Origin of the sequence: Paenibacillus sp. MMS20-IR301 (assembly GCF_032302195.1) — a bacterium.
Lineage (GTDB): Bacteria > Bacillota > Bacilli > Paenibacillales > Paenibacillaceae > Paenibacillus_AQ.
In genome coordinates this window covers 1424647-1443092 of the sequence record NZ_CP135275.1, presented here as the reverse complement: position 1 = coordinate 1443092, position 18446 = coordinate 1424647, and the positions used below count along the sequence as shown (strand labels likewise).

Genomic DNA, 18446 nt, shown 5'->3' with positions numbered 1-18446 from the left:
GCATACCAAAAAAGCCGGAAACCCTAAATAAATAGGATTTCCGGCTTTTTATCCGGTGTCACTCTTTTATCAGATCCGTAAATACTGCTTCCACCACACCAGCCAACAGCTTAGGTTCAAGCTCCATCTGCATCCCGATCCGGCCTGCGCTAACCGCAATAGCCGGTATAAACTCACCGCTGCTGTGAATGAAGGTGGGGTACTGCTTCTTCATGCCGACCGGCGAGCAGCCGCCGCGGACATAACCGGTCCATTGCAGCAGCTCCTTCAGCGGAAGCATCTCGATCTTCTTCGCTCCGGCAGCTCTGGCTGCCTTCTTCAGGTCAAGCTCCTCTGCTACCGGAATAACAAATACATATGCCTGCGGTCCGCTGTGCGCAACCAGTGTCTTAAATACGGTCTCCGCAGGCAGCCCGATCTTCTCAGCCACCGCGCTGCCGTGAATTAATCCATCCTCATTATCGTAGGTATGAATAGCGTACCGGGTCTTTCTGGCATCCAGAATGCGCATCGCATTCGTTTTGTTCACCTGCATGTCCTGCTACCTCCGGCCAACGTTCCCGGTACTGCGGAGCCTTCGCCTGGATGAACAGGCTCCTGCAGCTGCCGGCTAATATCTTGGGTAATCCACCTGCATAATGTCCATGAACGGGACTTTAATAATCTCTTCGTTATTCCTGAGGTGCACCTTACCGGTACGCGAATCCATCTCGACAATTACTCCGCGCACCTGCTCTTCCTTACCCCACACCGTCAGCAGAATTTCAGAATCCTCCTGCTTTGCCTCAACCAGCTGATTGCCCAGCTCCTCAAGGACGAACTCGTCACGGGTTGGACGTTTTGCCACTTTCGCCTTCGCCACACTGTACCTCCAATAGATTAAGCTGGTTTCCAGAAGATGTAAAAATATCATTATATGATATTATTTATTATTTCCTTTACCAATGTTATATCTTCGGCACCCTTCCGTCAACCTAAATACCCGCAGCGCTCATCCCGGTAAGTACCTGTTCCCCTCTCGCCTCCATATCCCTGCCGGGGAACTTTTGCAGCGCCAGTTCAGAAACGATCTTCCCATCCTTCGTAAACAGAACCCTGTCCGCCCTGGCCGCTACTTTCGCGTCGTGGGTTACAAGTAATATGGCAGTGCCCTCTTGGTTGATGTCCGCGAGCAGGCCCATGATTTCCTCCGCCGAGCTTGAGTTGAGCGCCCCGGTTGGCTCATCGGCAAAGAGAATCTCAGGCGAATTTATCAAGGCGCGGCAGATACCGGCCCGCTGAAGCTGGCCGCCCGAAACCTCAGTGATATCCCTGCTTTCAAGCCCGGCAATCCCGGTTTTCTTCATCAGGACTTTCGCCTTTTGAGTAAATTTTGCCGTCTCCTTGTTGCCCCGATGTGCTGCAGGTAAGATAATATTATCCAAAAGATTTAAGTTTTTCAGCATAGTGGGCTGCTGAAATACAAAGCCCATTCTTTCACGGCGGAGATCCGCAAGTGCATTATCGCGGAGCTGAGACAGCTCGGTGTCGCCAAATCTCACCGTACCGCTTGAAATTTCATCCATGCCGCTGAGCGCGAACAGCAGCGTGGATTTTCCTGATCCAGAAGGCCCCATTACAGCAACAAATTCACCTTTTGCTATTTCAATGCTTACTTCATTCAGCGCCTTGGATTGCTCGTTTCCCTTGCCTAAGTTTTTTACAATGTTTATACCTGTAATGATGCTACCCATTATGTTAAGCCTCCTTAATATGTTCAGAGATTTTTAATGTCTGAATACCGGAAATGCCCAGCAAGGTGGCGATGACAACACAGACAGTAATCAACAACGGGGAAGTAACGTAGACAAACCACGGATTTACTGAAAAATGGAAGGTTGTTGCACCAAAGGAAGAAACGATTGCCACACCGACAAACTCTCCTAGTGTGTTTGCCAGAATCGTGCCGATGCTTACACCCAGTGCCAGCACGGTGAGTGAGCGTGTAAGATACTGCCTGCAAATATCACCACCGGTGAAGCCGATTGATTTCATTATGGCGATAGAATTACGGTCTTTCACCACCAGCATCTTCATGAACAGCACCGTGACCATAAGTGTGAGCAGGACTGCTGCCAGGGCAGCGACAGCGGAAGCCATTTTGATGGCATTCCTTATAGAGCCGAGCATCTGCCCGATGCTTTCGTCGATGCCAGTAACCTTGGCGAAGGGGAACTGTTCCCTGTACTGCGATATTGCCGCCTTTACACTCTGGCGGTCATAGAATGTGACCGCCAGGCTGACGCTCAGAACATCTCCGCTGTCTGCATCAAAAACAGCTTGTGCTGTTCTGCCGCCGTTCGTGACATCAGAGTATATGCCACAGACCGTCAGGAGCTTATCCGCACCGTCAACGATTAAAATGATTGTATCCCCAACGGTTTTTTCAAGGTCCTTGGCATTGAGGGCCGAGAGGGCGAGTTCCGAATCCGCTTGCGGTGCACGGCCCTTGGAGTAGGTGATAGGAAAGACGGAATAGTCACCAAACCCCACCCGCAGCTTCTCCATCGTTCCGTCGTCTGCTTTCCGCTCCAACATTTTTGAGGTGAACCAAGCATACTTTTCAACATTCTTATCCTCCGCCAGCACATCAGCAACAGCTGCTGACTTTCCCAGAACATCTTCCACCTGTGTCCGCATCACCCCGATATTAACATCGGCAATCCCCATGCCCATGTAGGTGATGAAGTTCCCGGCAGAAATGGTGCTGCTGATATTTTGCGGTACAATCATAATGAATGAGGAAATGACCAGCACCATCAGCATAGTGATATACAGCTTTTTCCGGGAAAGAACATCTTTAATTCCAAGAAAGATATTCCGTGAAAACAGCCTGTTATGGCTCAGCCGGAAGCTTCTGGCCGTTTTCGATTGTTCCGGCGATGTGCCGAACCGCACGGCTTGTGCTGCGGGGATATGACGGAAGCGCTTCAATATACTATTGACAAACAGCATAACACCCCCGCAGACTACAGCCGCTCCCAAAAGTCCGCAGAGCAAGCCGAGTAACGGGCGGCCGCTCCCGCCCATGTATAGGCGGATATTGCGCATGAAAGGTGTTTGGAGCGGCAGTGAAGCCAGAAATCCCAGTATGCAGGCCGCCCCCGCGATAGCGCCGTATTTTGCAAGGTAGAGCTTCTTTATCTCTGATACCCGCATGCCAACGGCCTTCAGTACGCCTATTTCCTTATAGTCCTCTTCGATTTTCGCTAATAATGTAAGCCTGATGCACAAAAATGCCACGATGATGACAAGAATGCCTATCAACACCAACACGGCAATCATGATGCCGTCCGTAATGCCGTTTATCATCTTCACTTGAGTGTAAGTGATAGCGGGCGGCCCGTTTGCCGGAAGCCCCGCACCCTGATAGGCTACCTCGAAAGCCGGAAAGGAAACGTTCTTTGCCAGCCGGAACTCAATAAGGTGCTCTAATTGTCCGAACTCCCGGACCTTTTCGAAATCCGCCTGGCTCACAAGGAACCTCTTGGAGCTTATCATCGCTGCGTTCATAGTAGAATCCCGTAAAAAACCTGTGACAGTAAAGGAAATACCATGGATTGTTATCCGATCGCCAAGTGCCGCGTCACCTTCCTGCATGTAATAGATCGGCACATAGATTTCGCCTTCTTCGGGGTGGATGACTTCACCGTTTAAGTTAAGCAGAAAGTCGAATTTCTCGCCCTGAACGGAAAGGCCGTTGTCCTGTATGCTTCCGGCAAGGGAATCCTCCCCGATAACAATATCCGCACCTTCAATATTGAGGAACTCCAGCACCTGATACTCCTCTACGCTGTCATTAGCGTCCGCGAAGCTCCTTAACTGTTCCCTATCTACGCTGCCTGTATGCATCTGCATGTAATGGACCGATTTTGCCGAAATAAGCATATTGTTGATAGCGCCGGACAGGTTTACTGTCAGCGATCCCGCCAAGGCGGCCAACATGGCGGCAACGAGGATAAACACCATAACGGCTGCGGTAATCAGCTTATTTCTGCGTATATCGTTTTTAATTATTTTTGGATACATATTCACCCCTCGTTCCTTCTGTGTCCTGAATCCTTTGGAAAACTCAGAACAAACATCTTGGTATACGGAAAGGAGGCACCCAGCACGACAACCTCGCCGGAATGCTGTTCCATCACTTTATTTACAATAGCAAGCCCAAGTCCCGTTCCACTGCTGGTACTTCTGGAATCACTGCCCGACACAAACGGCTCGAAGAGACTTCCGGCAATGGCCTCCGGAATAGCCGCTCCGTTGTCGGCAACATGGATCATAATCCGGCCGGGTTCTTCCGTCAGCCCTACGGACAATAGGCTGCCCTCCGGGTTATGACGGATTGCGTTGGTCAGCAGATTGCCAATAGCCCGGTTAAGTTCCATCCGGTCCGCCATGTAATATACAGGCTGGTCCGGTAACTGCATATCCAATAGCATCTGCTTGCTTTCGATTTCACCAAACAAGTCAGCACACGATATACGAAGCAGCTCTGCCAGGTCAACCTTCGCAAAATTCATCCGGTATTGCGGTGCACCCAGCTTGGAATAGGTCAGCAATTGGTCTATCAATTGGTTCATCTGCCCGGATTTCGCTTGAATCGCCAGATGGTATTCCCGCTGTCTGTCCGGTTCCTCCACCAACCCGCTTGCCAAAGCCCCCGCATATCCGGAAATCGTTGTCATGGGGGTTTTCAAGTCATGGGCAATATGTGAGAATATCCGCATTCTCTCATGTTCCATTGTTCTGCGCTTTTCTTCGGAGTCTTTCAGCTTTCGTGACATGTAATTAAAGGCATCCCGCATCTCCCCGAATTCCGTCTCGGTTTCAAAGTCCAGCGTAGTGTCCAAATGGCCGGCCGTAACTTCCTTGAACCCTTCTTCCATTTTCTGTACCGGTTCCATAACTTTTCTGCTGATTCCGCGGCCAAAAAGAACAATTCCTATAAAATATACTGCTGCGGTGATCAGAATCCACAAAACGGAAAGCGTGATTTGCACCGTTTCCGTCCCCTTGGTCAGAGGAGATGATGCCAATTCCGAGAAGTTCATCCCGTTATTTAATGTAAACAGACTGAATAACAATTCCAATACTAGAAGCGTCAGGGCGATTCCGATGGTATAGCCAATAAATCTGTGCATGATAATTCTTTTGAAGCTGCGCTTGTTCTTCATGTACGCACCTCCAGACGATACCCTAATCCCCGGACGGTCCCAATGGCCGCCGCACCGTCATTAGGCAGTTTACTGCGCAGCTTGCTGATCGCGACCATCACCGTATTGTCGTCCACAATGACTGCCTCCTGCCAGGCAGCTTCATAAATCTGCTGCTTGGTGTATACACGCCCGGGGCTTTGCATAAACAGCTTCATCATGTTAAATTCCGTAGCGGTAAGCGGGATTATCACTTTGTCCGCGCTAAGGGTGCAAGCGGAAACATCCATACACAGTTTGCCTGCCTTTAGCAAAGCCGCTTCGGAATCCGCCGCGCCTCCGTCATAGCGGCGTAATTGAGCTTTGATTCGGGCAATAACCTCCAAGGGGTCAAACGGCTTTGTCACATAATCATCCGCACCAAGGTCAAGCCCCAGTATTTTCTCATGGTTTTCACTTTTAGCGCTCACGATGATGATGGGAAGATTGCTTAGTTCTCTCAAACCTTTAATTAGCTGATAACCATCAAGCTCCGGCATCATAATGTCGATAACAGCCAAATCCATCTTTGCGGACGAGGCCTGTTTCAGCGCCTCCAGTCCATTTTCGGCCTGTATCACGGAAAAGCCGTCTTTTTCTATGTACAACCGCAGAAGCTCACGAATTTCCTTCTCGTCATCTACAATCAGAATCTTTTTGTTCATGGTTTCACCTCTCTTCTCGCTCATCGTCCTTTGAGCCGTAAGTTCATTATAGAGGCCCTACCTTTCAGTTAAAAATGATAAACCTTAACATTACCTTAAGATTTTTCCGGTTATTTTTGAACCAACCTGCCCTCCGATACGAGCTTAACTGCTTGCAGAGGGGGGAGCTTAGTCGCGACTCTGTTCCCGCTGAAAATACCTATGTTTAGCAACCGTTCCGGCGGAATCAGGGGCACTTTCCACTGTGATCGACATTTTATCGGTTTGTATAATTTCCTCTACAATGAAATAACCCGCCAGCTTGATGCGCCCTGGCGGGTTACTTATAGACTTTTATAGTCGGCCCCTTCCGGGCCGGCATCCTTATGCCTTCATTTCCTTGCAATCCATCACTGCTAATCCCTGTTCAGCAACCCCGCTCCGGCAATCCCCGGATGGGTCATTTCGTACGGATCAAGGATCAGATTCAGCTCCTCTTCGCTGAGGACATTATATTTCAGGCACAGCGCACGGACCGATTCACCGGTCAGAATTGCTTCACGGGCAATCCGCGACACCACCTCATAGCCCAGATGCGGATTCACAGCGGTAATAATGCCGACACTTTGCTCGACTTCGCGCTGCAGCTTCTCTTTATTGGCAACGATGCCCGCCAGACAGTAGTCGGTGAACACCTTGAATGAATTGTTCATAATGCTGATCGACTGGATCAGATTGAATACCAGCACCGGCTCCATAACGTTCAGCTCCAGCTGGCCCGCCTGGGCGGCGAGGCAGATCGTATGATCATTGCCGATCACCTGAAACGCAACCTGGTTAATCACCTCTGCCATCACGGGATTCACCTTGCCGGGCATGATGGAGGATCCCGGCTGGCGGGCCGGAAGCGTAATTTCACCTAAGCCGGAGCGCGGGCCGGAGGCCATCAGCCGCAAATCATTGGCGATTTTGGACATATTCATCATGCAGACCTTCAGCGCTGCCGAGACTTCAGTGTAGGCATCCGTATTCTGCGTAGCATCCACCAGATGCTCCGCGCTCACCAGCGGCAGGCCGCTGATCTCGGCCAGCAGCTCTACAACCCGTGTAATGTAACGCGGATCGGCGTTCAGTCCGGTTCCGACGGCAGTCGCCCCCATATTCACCTGGTACAGGTGATGGCGCGTCGCCTCGATCCGCAGAATATCGCGCTCCAGCACCCGGCTGTATGCTTCGAACTCCTGGCCCAGGCGGATCGGCACGGCATCCTGAAGATGCGTCCGGCCCATTTTAATCACCGGATCGAATTCTACCGCCTTCTGCACGAACACCTCATGCATTCTGCGCATCGTCAGCAGCAGCTGCTCCAGCAGAGAGAGCGTGGCAATATGAATCGCTGTCGGAAAAGCGTCATTTGTCGACTGGGCCATATTCACATGGGTGTTGGGACTGAGCTGCAGGTAATCACCTTTGGCCCGGCCCAGCAGCTCCAGCGCTCGGTTGGCAATCACTTCATTCGCATTCATATTAAGTGAAGTGCCGGCACCGCCCTGAATCGGATCAACGATGAACTGCTCATGCCACCTGCCGGCAATCACCTCATCCGCTGCAGTCACGATAACCTCTCCCAGCCCCTTGTAGAGCCTGCCGATTTCCATATTGGCTAGCGCTGCCGATTTTTTGACAATTCCCATTGCCTTAATCAGCTCATCATGCACCCGGTAGCCGGTAATCGGAAAGTTCTCGACGGCACGCAGCGTCTGTATCCCGTAATAGGCTTGTTTCTCCACCTGTTTACTGCCCAGAAAATCCTTCTCAAGCCGGTATTCCATCTCCGTCATGCTGCTCCCCCGCATCTAAGTAGTAGATTGACTGCTGCATAATTGTCCGCTTATTCTTTCCGTGTATCTATAAAGATATTACCCTAACCCGGTCAGGTTGCCACTATGAAATGTAAGGGCTTCCACAGCACTGTCTGCCAAGCCCCGGGCTGTACCATAAGCCCGGCAGACACACGTCTCCGGGCTTTGGTGTTCAGCATCTGCTGTATAAACTAGCTTACACTTAAACAGTATAATGATCAAATGATACCGGACTGCCGCTAATCAGCGCCTGCGGGTGCTCACCGCTGCTAAGCTGCAGCAGCGTTCCGCTAAGCCGTGAGGTGTACTGTACGGACAGCTTGTCACCTGCTGTGAACTCAGGTGCATGCTGCGCAGCCGCCTCGGCAAACTGCCGGAGCCCTTTTATGCCCAGCTCTGCAGCCTGCCCGGTGCTCAAGGCTTCAACCACGACACCGCCCGGCATATCTGCCGATGTAACCTCCAGGTAAGATTGCCGCTCTTCGAGCTCATAGGCATGCGACAGATAAACGGCAAAATACACACTCCCGGCAAAGCCGAACAGCGCCGAAGGCTGCTTGACCCATTCGCCCTTCGGCAGCACGCCGACAATCGTATTCTCTGTACCGGCTGGAACAGGGAACAACGCAATCACCGTGTTCTTATGGTAGAGCACTTCCATATGCTCACTTTGGTGCCGCGGATCGCCCGGATAATAGCCTTGCCCCGGATGGAAGAAGTACAGCCGGTTCACGCCTTCCGCTGCACCGACCGGCAGTGAATATGCCCAGCGCAGCTGCTCGTTGTCGAACTCCTCCACCCGCTCCCACATGCCGCCCGCCGCGTAATCCGCGGTGATGTAGGCATAGGAATGCAGCGGCGCCTGCCGGTCCGCCGCGCCGGCCACCACCTTCTCGGTCTGCCTGCAGACCTCGGCAGGTGTCCGGCGGTCCAGCGCGGCTGTCCGCACCTGCTCCGGCACTGCATAACAGAGGAAGCCGGCATATTCCGTCCGGGGCATCCCCTCACTCAGCCGGAAATCCCCGAACTGCACGTAGTCGTGCAGCACATTGCCGTCCGCCGGCACATCATGCGGCCAGCCCCGGGAATGCGCGCCGGCCCAGGCACCCTGCAGGTACCACTGGCTCCGCTCGTTCCAGAGATAGTCCAGCATCTCGCTAAGGGTATGCTTGATGCTGTCATCCTCTTCAAGCTCCCAGGCGCAGGTGAACGCCTGAACCCAGTGCCAGAACCACGGCAGGCTGCCGTATTCCGGCATGCCTCTCTCCCGGATATGCGCAAGCGTCAGCTCCAGGCTATGCCGCCCGTCTTCCAGCAGTTCATCATCCGCGAACAGCCGGCCGAAGATCAGCTTCGCTGCCGTATACTTCGCCTCGTGATGGCCAAAGGTCGTTACCGGCTTCCGGAAGAAGCCGCTGCGGTACACATGGCCGATGGCGGTATGGAAAGCAATGCGCAGCGCGGCGCTGAACCGGCCGGAATATTGCTTGCAGAACCAGGCCATCAGGCTGCCCATGATCTCCACCGGCAGTTCATGATACCCGGCTTCCCGTGGCACTGGATTCAGCCCGAGCGGCCAATGGCCGTACAGCTCAGTCCCGGGCTGGCGGTTCTGCAGCAGGACGGTCTCCAGCAGCACCGCCTCAGCCTTCCGCTTCGCCTCCTCCCTGGCTATCGGCAGTTCCAGCGTCTCGTCTACTGCGGCAGCGAACAAGTAAGAAGCATAATAGAAGTTATTCCGTACATCATCGTGGAACCATAATCCGCTGTCCAGCAGCGGAAGACGTTCTGCCTCCAGTGCAGCCTTGCGGATAATTTCCTGCTGCCGTTCCTTATAAGCAGTCTGGTTATTCTCTCTGTCTGCCATTTTCTTCACCCTCCGAACTAATTAATAATTCCCGGTCAAGCTGTGAATCCATTACATCATTCCAGCTCTATTGTGCACGCATTCAGTTCATAAGGCAATCGCAAAAACGAATAAACAAACTAATTTAAACGTACTAAAAAAGATTATCTCTTGCCAAATGAACCAATATGGATTAAATTGTACCTATACGAACGAAAATACATTTTCCGAAGGAGATTGAATATTCAATGGAAAGACGTTTTGCATCCCACCCGAATGAAGTGAAGCAATTTGACACTGAGCGCCTGCGTAAGGAGTTCCACATCCCGGTTATTTTTGCACCGGACGAACTGAAGCTTGTCCTGACTCATGAAGACCGCATGATTGTGGGCGGCGCTAATCCGGTAAACGGCGAGGTTGTCCTTACAACTGACCTGAAAGAGCTTGGTGTCACTTACTTCCTCGAACGCCGTGAGCTGGGCATTATCAATGTCGGCGGCAAGGGTTCGGTTGTTGTAGACGGAACTGAATATGAAGTTGATTTCAAAGAATGCCTGTATGTCGGCCAAGGCGTAAAGGATGTTATTTTCAAAAGCGCGGACAGCGCAAAGCCGGCGAAGTTCTATCTGAATTCCGCTCCGGCTCACCAGTCCTACCCTACTACCAAAACTACGCTTGAAGAGTCTGAATCCGGCGCGATGGGCGGTCTCGAGAATTCGAACGAACGTACCATCCACCGCTTCATCCATACGAACGGCGTGCAGAGCGCACAGCTTGTTATGGGCATGACCCAACTGAAACCGGGCAGCATGTGGAATACTATGCCATCGCATACTCACCCCCGCCGGATGGAAGCTTACTTCTACTTCGATCTGCCGGATGATTCCATTGTGTTCCACCTGATGGGCGAACCGACCGAAACCCGTCACATCGTTATGCATAACGAACAGGCTGTTATTTCTCCAAGCTGGTCCATTCACAGCGGCGTAGGTACACATAACTACACCTTCATCTGGAGCATGGCCGGAGACAACAAACGTTACGATGATATGGACCCCGTAGGCATGAAGGAATTACAATAGTAACAAATCAACTACGGAAAGCTGAGGCAGGCGGATGAACCCGATACGACGACATGAGATGATTATGGAAGTTATGCTGAACCAGAAGGATGTAACCGTGAACGAGTTGAGCGACAAGCTCCAGGTGACGGGAAAAACGATCCGCGAGGACCTGAGCAAGCTGGAGGAGCAAGGATTGATTATGCGTGTGCACGGCGGAGCTGTGCTGGCACAAAGCGATCAGTTCGGAATTCTCCCGCTGCGGGCCCCGCTCGATAAATATTCCGATGAGAAAACGGAGATTGCCCTGCGTGCCCTTGCACATATCGGGCAGGATGACATTATTGCACTCGACGGCGGCAGCACTACGCTTGAGATTGCCCGGCGGCTGGACAATATGCCCCTGACGGTCGTCACCAATGATGTGTACATCATCAGCGAACTGGTTCCCAAGGACAACATACGTCTAGTCGTTCCCGGAGGTTACCGTGTCCGCAATATGCTGGCCGGTCCTGAAGCGGTCTCTTATGTCCAGAAGCTTAATATTCAAAAAGCCTTTCTCTCGGCGACAGCCGTTCACATCGAGCACGGGCTGTCCATCTATACCGGAGACTTAATCGACTTCAAGCAGGCGCTTGTATCCACAGCACGCCAGGTGTTCGCCGCCTGTGATCATCACAAATTCGGGCATACTGCGCTGCGCACCTTCGCTTCCCTGCAGGAAGTGGACGTGCTGCTTACAGACAGCGGCCTGGCACCGGAGACGGCAGAGCTGTTCCGTAAGGCCGGCGTTACCATCGAGTGCGGATAGTTCAAATACAATACATCTCAAAGGAGAGAAAATAATATGTCATCATTATTCAGTCTGGCAGGTAAAACAGCAATCGTAACAGGTGCGGCTCAGGGTCTTGGACAAGGGATCGCCCTTGCCTTCGCAGAAGCAGGTGCAGATGTAATCTCGGCTTCCCTTAATACAAGTGATGAAACTGTAGCAGCTGCTGAAGCTTTTGGCGTAAAAGCGCTCAGCATTGCTACTGATCTTAGCGATCACAGCAAGCTGCAAGGCATGTTCGACGAAGCGGTAGCCTTCACCGGCAAAGTAGACATCCTTGTTAACTGTGCGGGTATGATCCGCCGTACGCCAGCTAAAGACCACAGCGAAAAAGACTGGTTCGACGTAATCAACCTCAACCAGAACACTGTATTCCTGCTGTCCCAGATTGCCGGCCGCCACTTCCTCGAAAGAGGCAACGGTAAAATCATCAATATCTGCTCCATGCTCTCCTACCAGGGCGGCATCAACGTTCCAGGCTACACTGCAAGTAAACATGCTGTAGCAGGCCTGACCAAAGCATTCGCGAACGAATGGGCAGGTTCCGGCCTGAACATCAACGCCATTGCTCCAGGCTACATGGCAACTGAGAACACAGCTCCAATCCGTGCCGACCAGAACCGTTCCGACTCCATCCTTGACCGGATTCCTGCCGGACGCTGGGGTACTGCTGAAGATGTTAAGGGCCCTGCTGTATTCCTGGCTTCCGCAGCCTCTGACTACCTGAACGGCCACATTCTGAATGTGGACGGCGGCTGGCTGGCCAGATAATTCCAGCTTTAACACTTGAACAACAATCGGATTCGGCTTGATACACCCTATAGAGACAAAAGCGCCCGGATGCTCCGCATCCGGGTTTTTACTGTGCCAAGACTTGACCTGGCCCGGCGGAGCTGTGGTAAGCTGGACAACATATAATTCGCAAAGGAGCTTGCGCATGAATAAAGAAATACTGACAACGTTTGATGAGCAGGGCCATGTTACCGGCACCGCTCCCCGTGATGAGGTACACCGCCTGGGTCTTTGGCACGAGACCTTTCACTGCTGGTTTGTGGGCAAGGATGACAGCGGGCTGACCGTCTATTTGCAGCTGCGCAGCACTCAGAAAAGGGATTACGCCGGGCTGCTCGACATCACTGCCGCCGGGCATCTGACGGCGGGTGAAACGGTGCAGGACGGTGTCCGCGAGGTGCAGGAGGAGTTAGGCCTTGCGCTAGCTTTTGACGAGTTGAAGCCGCTGGGAATCATCCCCTACTGCATGGATACCGCCGGATTCCTGGACAGGGAACGGGCCAATGTCTTCATTTACGAGAACCGCTATGCCCTGGAGGATTTCGTCCTGCAGCAGGAAGAGGTTGCCGGAATCGTTCAGGCCAGCTTCAGCAGTTTCCGCAGTCTAATCACAGGTGCTGCAGATACCCTGCGCATTCAGGGCTTCCGGATTACCGCTGACGGTGAACGGGTGATCATCGACGAGCAGGCCGGCTTCACCCGGTTCGTCCCGCATGAGCAGGCTTATTATTTGCAGGTCATTAAGGGGATTGAGGCTTTGTTTCGATAAAATCTTCCGGTAACCCGGCATTATGTATCCATGCTTCAACCATCCGGTTAAAGAGCTCCGGCAACGCTAAAGAAACTCCGTGTCCGGTTCCGGGGATAATCACAAGAGTGCACTTGGGGTTTCTAAGCACAAGATCGGCGGCAGATTTCCGCATAACCGCTTTTTCTTTCCGGCCCTGAATCGTGAAATCAGCCCCATCACTGCGCCCATGCCCCGGCAAATCCGGAACCACACAATAACTGGAAGAGAAATATTGTACCTGCTTCTCCCACATCCACCCGCTCACTCCGCCGCCATGCAGAAACAGCAGCATTATCCCGGCATTGCTGTCCCCGTATTCCTGTACGTGCAAGCCCATTGTCATCCCCTCGCTTTCAGTTTGTAATGGGTTACGCTCTCAGGGAGCGGGAGGTTTCACAGTATTCCACATTAAAAAAGACAGAACCCTAAGTACAGGCCCTGCCTTTTAAAGTTATTTATACAGTTGCACTCTTGCGCTTCAGTATCGCCAGCCCGTTGACCGGGAGCTTCAGCTCTGCCGGAGCAGCTGCGCCGGATTCAATATCCGTATATTCCTGGCCATCCAGCGTTACCGATTGCTCACTGCCGCTGAAATTCTGCACAAATACGTAGTCATGTTCTCCGTCTGTACGCTTCTGGGCAGTAACGCCTGCCGGAAGCTCAGCATTCAGGGAACGGCTGATCCGCTCCTTGTCAGCAATTGCTGCATACAGCTCTACATAGAATGCTGCGTCCTTCACACGCGTAGCCAGATGATAGGCTTTGCCTGCGCCCAGCTTGTTCACAGTCAACGCTGGCTGTCCTGCATAGAAGTCATTACGGTAATGTCCCAGCGCTTCTGCACCTTCCAGGTGGATTACCTCAGCAATTTCATGCGCATCGTAGTCGCCGGTAAGCTTCAGGGCATTTCCCGTCTTCATGACGAGACCGTTCAGATCACGGCTGTGCAGCCCTTCAGTCTCCTCCGCCCAGATGCCGAGTGTGCGGCGCAGCGGTCCCGGGAAGCCGCCCAGATGGCACAGGTCGGTCTCGCCTACCACACCGGACCAATACGTAGCCAGGAAGGTTCCGCCTTGCTCTACATAACGTTCAATCCGCTTGCCGTTCTCTTCGCTGATCAGGTAGAGCATTGGAGCAATGACCAGCTTATATGCGGAGAGGTCATCACCCGAGCCCATAATGTCGACCGGAATGCCCAGTTCCCAGAACGCCCGGTAATGCTGGAGAACCGTCTCCTCGTATTTCAGCCCGGAATTGCGGATCCCCTGAGCGTCTTTGATCGCCCAGCGGTTATCCCAGTCGAACAGAATCGCCGTTTCCGCAGGTGTACTTGTGCCGACAACCTCTTTAAGCTTCGCCAGTGTCGCGCCTACCTCCGCTACATCCTTGAAGACACGGGTCTCGGCATGCCCGCTGTGGTCAATTACCGCCCCGTGGAACTTTTCGCTGGAACCGCGGCTTTTGCGCCACTGGAAGTACTGGACGGAATCAGAGCCGTGTGCTACCGCCTGCAGCGAGGACAGCTTGTGCATGCCGGGACGCTTCAGCTTGCTGACCGACTGCCAGTTCGTAAGTGACGGAGTGCTTTCCATCAGCAGGAACGGCTTATGCTTGAAGCTGCGGTACATGTCATGGTGCATTGCAGTCCAGGCCGCCAGACGGGAATCGTCGTCATCCTCCGTGTATCCCCAGTCCGGATAAGCATCCCAGGAGACCACATCCAGAATCTTCGCCAGCTCGCGGTAATCCACGCCGTCGATCATATGCATATTCGTCGTAACCGGCAGCCCAGAGTTGTAGCTGCGGACCGAGTTAATCTCATGCTGGCAGAAATCGATCGTCCGCTCGCTGACGAACCGCCGCCAGTCCAGATTCAGCCCGTGCACCTGATTTTCCCCATGTGGAGCCGGGGATTCAATCTGTTCCCAGGAGGTGTACGTGTGACTCCAGAAGGTCGCCCACCAGGCATGGTTGAGTTCATCCAGATTATTGTTATACTTGGCCTTAACCCATTCCCTGAACTTGTCCTGACACAGTCCGCAGTGGCATTCGCCGCCAAACTCATTGGAGATATGCCAGCCGATAACTGCCGGATGATGAGCGTACCGTTCTGCCAGCTTGCCGTTCAGCAGAGCCGTCTTCTCGCGGTAGACCGGAGAAGTATAACAGTGGTTGTGGCGGACGCCGTGCAGGTTACGCACCCGGTTCCGTTCCACCCGCAGCACTTCAGGATACTTCGCGGACATCCAGGCCGGACGTGCCCCGCTCGGGGTAGCCAGGAAGGCATAGATGCCGTTCTCGGCAAATGAATCGAGCACATGATCCAGCCAGTCGAACGTGAACACGCCTTCTTCCGGCTCAAGGGACACCCAGGAGAATATCCCGACGGACATCACATTGCAGCCGGCCAGCTTCATCATGCGGATATCCTCGCGGAGCACCTCGGGATATTTCAGCCATTGCTCGGGATTATAGTCGGCCCCATGCAGCATTACCGGAATCTTGCTGCTGACGGCAGGAACTTTCTTAGTCATTGAATCGTTCATCCTTTCTGTTATGTGCCCATGATAGAATGAGACTTTTCACTGATCTCTATGCATCAGAAGCTCTATTCATTTATCGGGCAACCGTTTATACTGTTAATCATATAGGATGAAGCGTTATCAATGTTAGGATAAAACAAGCGACTCCATAGTACAAAATGAATATGAGGTGTTCCCTATTCTTCCCTTTTCGCTGATTGAAATGCCGCGCGACCTTAGCGCATTCCCCTTATATCCGTATTCGGTCGGACGTCATATCCAGTATCATCATGTCCGCCCGGGCGGCTTCCCGGTCAATCAGGTGTTCCTGATCCGCAGCGGCAGCGGCCTGTTCCGGGACCTGGAAAACGGCACAGAGACGATCCTGCAGCCGGGGATGGCCTTCGCTTTCCCGCGTGACCGGGGCCATGAATATTATCCGCTGTCCCATGAGCCCTGGCATGTCGGCTTCATCGGCTTCCAGGGCAGCCTGTCCGGCACCGTGCTGGAGGGGCTAGGGCTACTGCCTCCGGTCCCCTTCCGGGTCGAGCATTTCGATGAATGCTGGGAGCTGATCGGCAGCATCTGGCATACGGTCAACGGACAAAGCACCGGCCGCCAGGAGGAGCAATCGCTGCAGGAGCTGTCCGTCAGCCTCTACCGGCTGCTGCTGACACTGCGCCAGGGGGACAGCTCCTCCGGCACAGCGGGGAGGCTGGAGAATGAATATGTCCGCAATGAGGCGCTGGGCAAAGCCGTCAGCCTGATTAACGAGCACTTCACCGAGCCGCTGCTGGTGACGAACCTTGCAGCGGCCGTCGGTTATTCCGTCCAGCATTTCCAGCGTCTGTTCCAGCAGGAATACGGCGTGACCCCGCATAAATATCTGCAGAACCTGCGGCTGCAGCGCGCGGTGCAGATGATTACCGAGGCGCCTGAGCGCCCGGTGCAGGATATTGCGCTGAACCTTGGCATGGAGACCAATTACTTCATCCGAGTGTTCCGCAAGGCGCATGGCTGTACGCCGGGGGTTATGCGGAGCCGGTACCAGAAGCTTAACGGCTCAAATTCCGAGACAACAACTTAATCAGCTCATTCTCCGCTGTCTGTGCATCCTCTGGACTGAAGATGTGTGCGGCATTGTTCAGCCAGACTACCGATTTGCCTGCCGGCGCCTCCAGCTGCACGCAGAAACGCTCCAGCAGATCCGCCGGGCATGCCTGATCATGAACACCATGGATGAACTGCACGGGAATTTTAAGCCTCCCGATTGAACGCTCCGCTGCATAAACATGAATATCCTTCAGCATCTGCGGTGAGTAGCTTAGCTTCATCCCTTTGCTGAAGATATGAGCCAGATCGCGCAGCCTGTAGTCAGGAGATTTCAGCAGGGCGGCAATGAAGGGAAGCAGCCCGGCAGGCTTCTGTGTACCATTCCGGCCGGTGTATCCGCCAAGCAGCATCAGCCATTTGCGGAATTCATTCCAGTTTGGCAGGTTATCCTCGTAAGGGGGCGGTCCTATCTTCAGCAGCCCCCGGTAGGCTTTCTTATTCCCGGTGCCAAGCGCCTGTTCCAGCATCCAGTCGTAGCCCTGAATATCACTCTGTGTCCAGTTGATAATCTGGGCCACGCCGCAATACGCGTGGAATTTCTCGGGATGACGGGCTGCCAGCTGCAGTCCAAGCATACTGCCCCACGATAACCCGCAGAGATAGATTTTATCCACTTCAAACTGCCTGGTAAGCCAGCCGCTCAATTGATAAGCATCAGCAACCAGCTGCTCAAAGTTCATTGTCGACGGATCAAGCTCCTTCGGGCTGGAACGGCCCGTACCCCGCTGATCCCAATATACAACCGTGAACTGGCTTAACAGCTCTTGCGTTGTCAGATTAAATGTACGCTTATTCCCTCTTGCACCCACACCGGGCACCGGCATCCCCGGTCCGCCATGCAGCACAAGCAGTACGGGCAGCCCCCGGCTGGAAGACTGGATAAGGATAGACTGCGTTACACCGCCGAGCACAACTTTATCAACCTGGCTGATCCCTCCATGCTTGACAAGAATTCTCGCCTTATTCCACTCCGCCAATTGCCACACAGCCCTAATCAGCAGCAGCCCCGCCGCCAAACCGGCAAGGAGCAATCCCCATTCCAGCAGTCTCATTCCTGTTCTCCCTCCTCACGGACGGCAATGCCGCGATAAGCAACCCGTGAAGCCTCATTCACCAGCTCCGTGACCGTAACGCCATACATATCCAGATCCCCATTCTCAGCAGCCATCATAATCCCCTCTCCTAGTGCATGGAGTACAAGCATCAGCCGGGTAGCTTCTGTGTCACGCAGTTCACCATTATGGATGCCGGATGCAGCCACTGATTTCATAATGTTCATATATTGCAGCTTCCTGTCCCGCAGTGCTGTCCGCTGTGACTCTGTAAAGTCTATTCCCGATAACGGGTTAAAGGCGAGCCGGATAATCTGGTTATACACCGGCTCCTCCCGGTAAAAGCCTTCAAACACCATAAAGATCATGTGAAGCTTCCGGGCTTCCGGCAGGTCAAGTGCTGCTGCCTGCTGTATCCTCCCGTTAAGAACCTGCAGCGCCTCCATGCTCAAAGCGAAATAGACCTCGGCCTTATTACTGAAATGAAAATAAAGCGGACCCGTTGAGACTCCTGCCGCTTTAGCAAGTGTCCGCATCGATACTTTATGATAACCGGTATCCAGAAACAGCTGCCTTGCACTCTCCAGAATTCTCATGCGTGTATCGGCATTTGCTCCCTCCATCCCGCCGCCAGCTTTTCTGCCGCTGCTTCTTGTGCCAGACTCGCCGGCACCCCTATCTTCCTTAGCCATCTTTCATTC

General features: G+C 53.1%; 17 protein-coding genes. 5 read left to right on the top strand and 12 right to left on the bottom strand.

Annotation, left to right across the window (positions count from 1 at the left end; genetic code table 11):
- Window positions 1-58: 58 nt before the first annotated feature.
- The 8 genes from ybaK to LOS79_RS06330 all read right to left on the bottom strand — a co-directional run bounded on the left by ybaK (window position 59) and on the right by LOS79_RS06330 (window position 9604).
- Window positions 59-535 (bottom strand): Cys-tRNA(Pro) deacylase, encoded by a 477-nt coding sequence (gene ybaK / locus LOS79_RS06365; RefSeq protein WP_315417128.1) that lies wholly within the window; start codon window positions 533-535, stop codon window positions 59-61.
- A gap of 75 nt (window positions 536-610) precedes the next feature.
- A complete protein-coding gene (locus tag LOS79_RS06360) occupies window positions 611-862 on the bottom strand; it encodes a YolD-like family protein (RefSeq protein ID WP_315417126.1) in 252 nt (83 codons plus the stop codon).
- A 112-nt stretch (window positions 863-974) separates the two neighbouring features.
- Complete coding sequence (locus tag LOS79_RS06355; RefSeq protein ID WP_315417124.1) at window positions 975-1733, bottom strand: ABC transporter ATP-binding protein; 759 nt, start codon at window positions 1731-1733, stop codon at window positions 975-977.
- A gap of 4 nt (window positions 1734-1737) precedes the next feature.
- On the bottom strand, window positions 1738-4068 hold the full coding sequence (locus tag LOS79_RS06350) for an ABC transporter permease (RefSeq protein ID WP_315417122.1): 2331 nt from the start codon (window positions 4066-4068) through the stop codon (window positions 1738-1740).
- A 2-nt stretch (window positions 4069-4070) separates the two neighbouring features.
- Window positions 4071-5213: a HAMP domain-containing sensor histidine kinase gene (locus LOS79_RS06345; RefSeq protein WP_315417121.1), complete on the bottom strand. Its 1143-nt coding sequence runs from the start codon at window positions 5211-5213 to the stop codon at window positions 4071-4073.
- Window positions 5210-5920, bottom strand: a complete 711-nt coding sequence (locus LOS79_RS06340; RefSeq protein WP_315417120.1) for a response regulator transcription factor — start codon at window positions 5918-5920, stop codon at window positions 5210-5212. The genes LOS79_RS06345 and LOS79_RS06340 overlap by 4 nt, the downstream gene beginning before the upstream one ends.
- 371 nt (window positions 5921-6291) lie before the next feature.
- Entirely contained in the window at window positions 6292-7716 is a 1425-nt protein-coding gene (aspA, locus tag LOS79_RS06335; RefSeq protein ID WP_315417119.1) for an aspartate ammonia-lyase, read from the bottom strand.
- 223 nt (window positions 7717-7939) lie between these two features.
- Window positions 7940-9604, bottom strand: coding sequence for a hypothetical protein (locus LOS79_RS06330; protein ID WP_315417118.1), 1665 nt, complete (start codon window positions 9602-9604; stop codon window positions 7940-7942).
- A 227-nt stretch (window positions 9605-9831) separates the two neighbouring features.
- On the opposite strand from LOS79_RS06330, the gene kduI reads away from it, so the two are divergent.
- From kduI to LOS79_RS06310, 4 genes are all read left to right on the top strand, one after another.
- Entirely contained in the window at window positions 9832-10665 is an 834-nt protein-coding gene (kduI, locus tag LOS79_RS06325) for a 5-dehydro-4-deoxy-D-glucuronate isomerase (protein ID WP_315417117.1), read from the top strand.
- A 34-nt stretch (window positions 10666-10699) separates the two neighbouring features.
- Complete coding sequence (locus LOS79_RS06320; protein ID WP_315417116.1) at window positions 10700-11455, top strand: DeoR/GlpR family DNA-binding transcription regulator; 756 nt, start codon at window positions 10700-10702, stop codon at window positions 11453-11455.
- A gap of 36 nt (window positions 11456-11491) precedes the next feature.
- A complete protein-coding gene (gene kduD, locus LOS79_RS06315) occupies window positions 11492-12247 on the top strand; it encodes a 2-dehydro-3-deoxy-D-gluconate 5-dehydrogenase KduD (RefSeq protein ID WP_315417115.1) in 756 nt (251 codons plus the stop codon).
- Between the two features lie 166 nt (window positions 12248-12413).
- A complete protein-coding gene (locus LOS79_RS06310) occupies window positions 12414-13037 on the top strand; it encodes an NUDIX hydrolase (protein ID WP_315417113.1) in 624 nt (207 codons plus the stop codon).
- Here the strand turns inward: LOS79_RS06310 and LOS79_RS06305 are convergent.
- Both LOS79_RS06305 and LOS79_RS06300 read right to left on the bottom strand, forming a co-directional pair.
- A complete protein-coding gene (locus tag LOS79_RS06305) occupies window positions 13009-13395 on the bottom strand; it encodes an alpha/beta fold hydrolase (RefSeq protein ID WP_315417111.1) in 387 nt (128 codons plus the stop codon). The two genes, LOS79_RS06310 and LOS79_RS06305, sit on opposite strands and share 29 nt — an antisense overlap.
- 118 nt (window positions 13396-13513) lie before the next feature.
- Entirely contained in the window at window positions 13514-15592 is a 2079-nt protein-coding gene (locus LOS79_RS06300; protein WP_315417110.1) for a beta-galactosidase, read from the bottom strand.
- Window positions 15593-15770: 178 nt separating this feature from the next.
- On the opposite strand from LOS79_RS06300, the gene LOS79_RS06295 reads away from it, so the two are divergent.
- Window positions 15771-16667, top strand: coding sequence for a helix-turn-helix domain-containing protein (locus LOS79_RS06295; RefSeq protein WP_315417108.1), 897 nt, complete (start codon window positions 15771-15773; stop codon window positions 16665-16667).
- On the opposite strand, the gene LOS79_RS06290 is transcribed toward LOS79_RS06295, so the two are convergent.
- Both LOS79_RS06290 and LOS79_RS06285 read right to left on the bottom strand, forming a co-directional pair.
- Window positions 16636-17745, bottom strand: a complete 1110-nt coding sequence (locus LOS79_RS06290) for an alpha/beta fold hydrolase (RefSeq protein ID WP_315417106.1) — start codon at window positions 17743-17745, stop codon at window positions 16636-16638. The two genes, LOS79_RS06295 and LOS79_RS06290, sit on opposite strands and share 32 nt — an antisense overlap.
- Entirely contained in the window at window positions 17742-18437 is a 696-nt protein-coding gene (locus LOS79_RS06285) for a TetR/AcrR family transcriptional regulator (protein ID WP_315417104.1), read from the bottom strand. Before LOS79_RS06285 ends, LOS79_RS06290 begins: the two co-directional genes overlap by 4 nt.
- Between the last annotated feature and the right edge of the window lie 9 nt (window positions 18438-18446).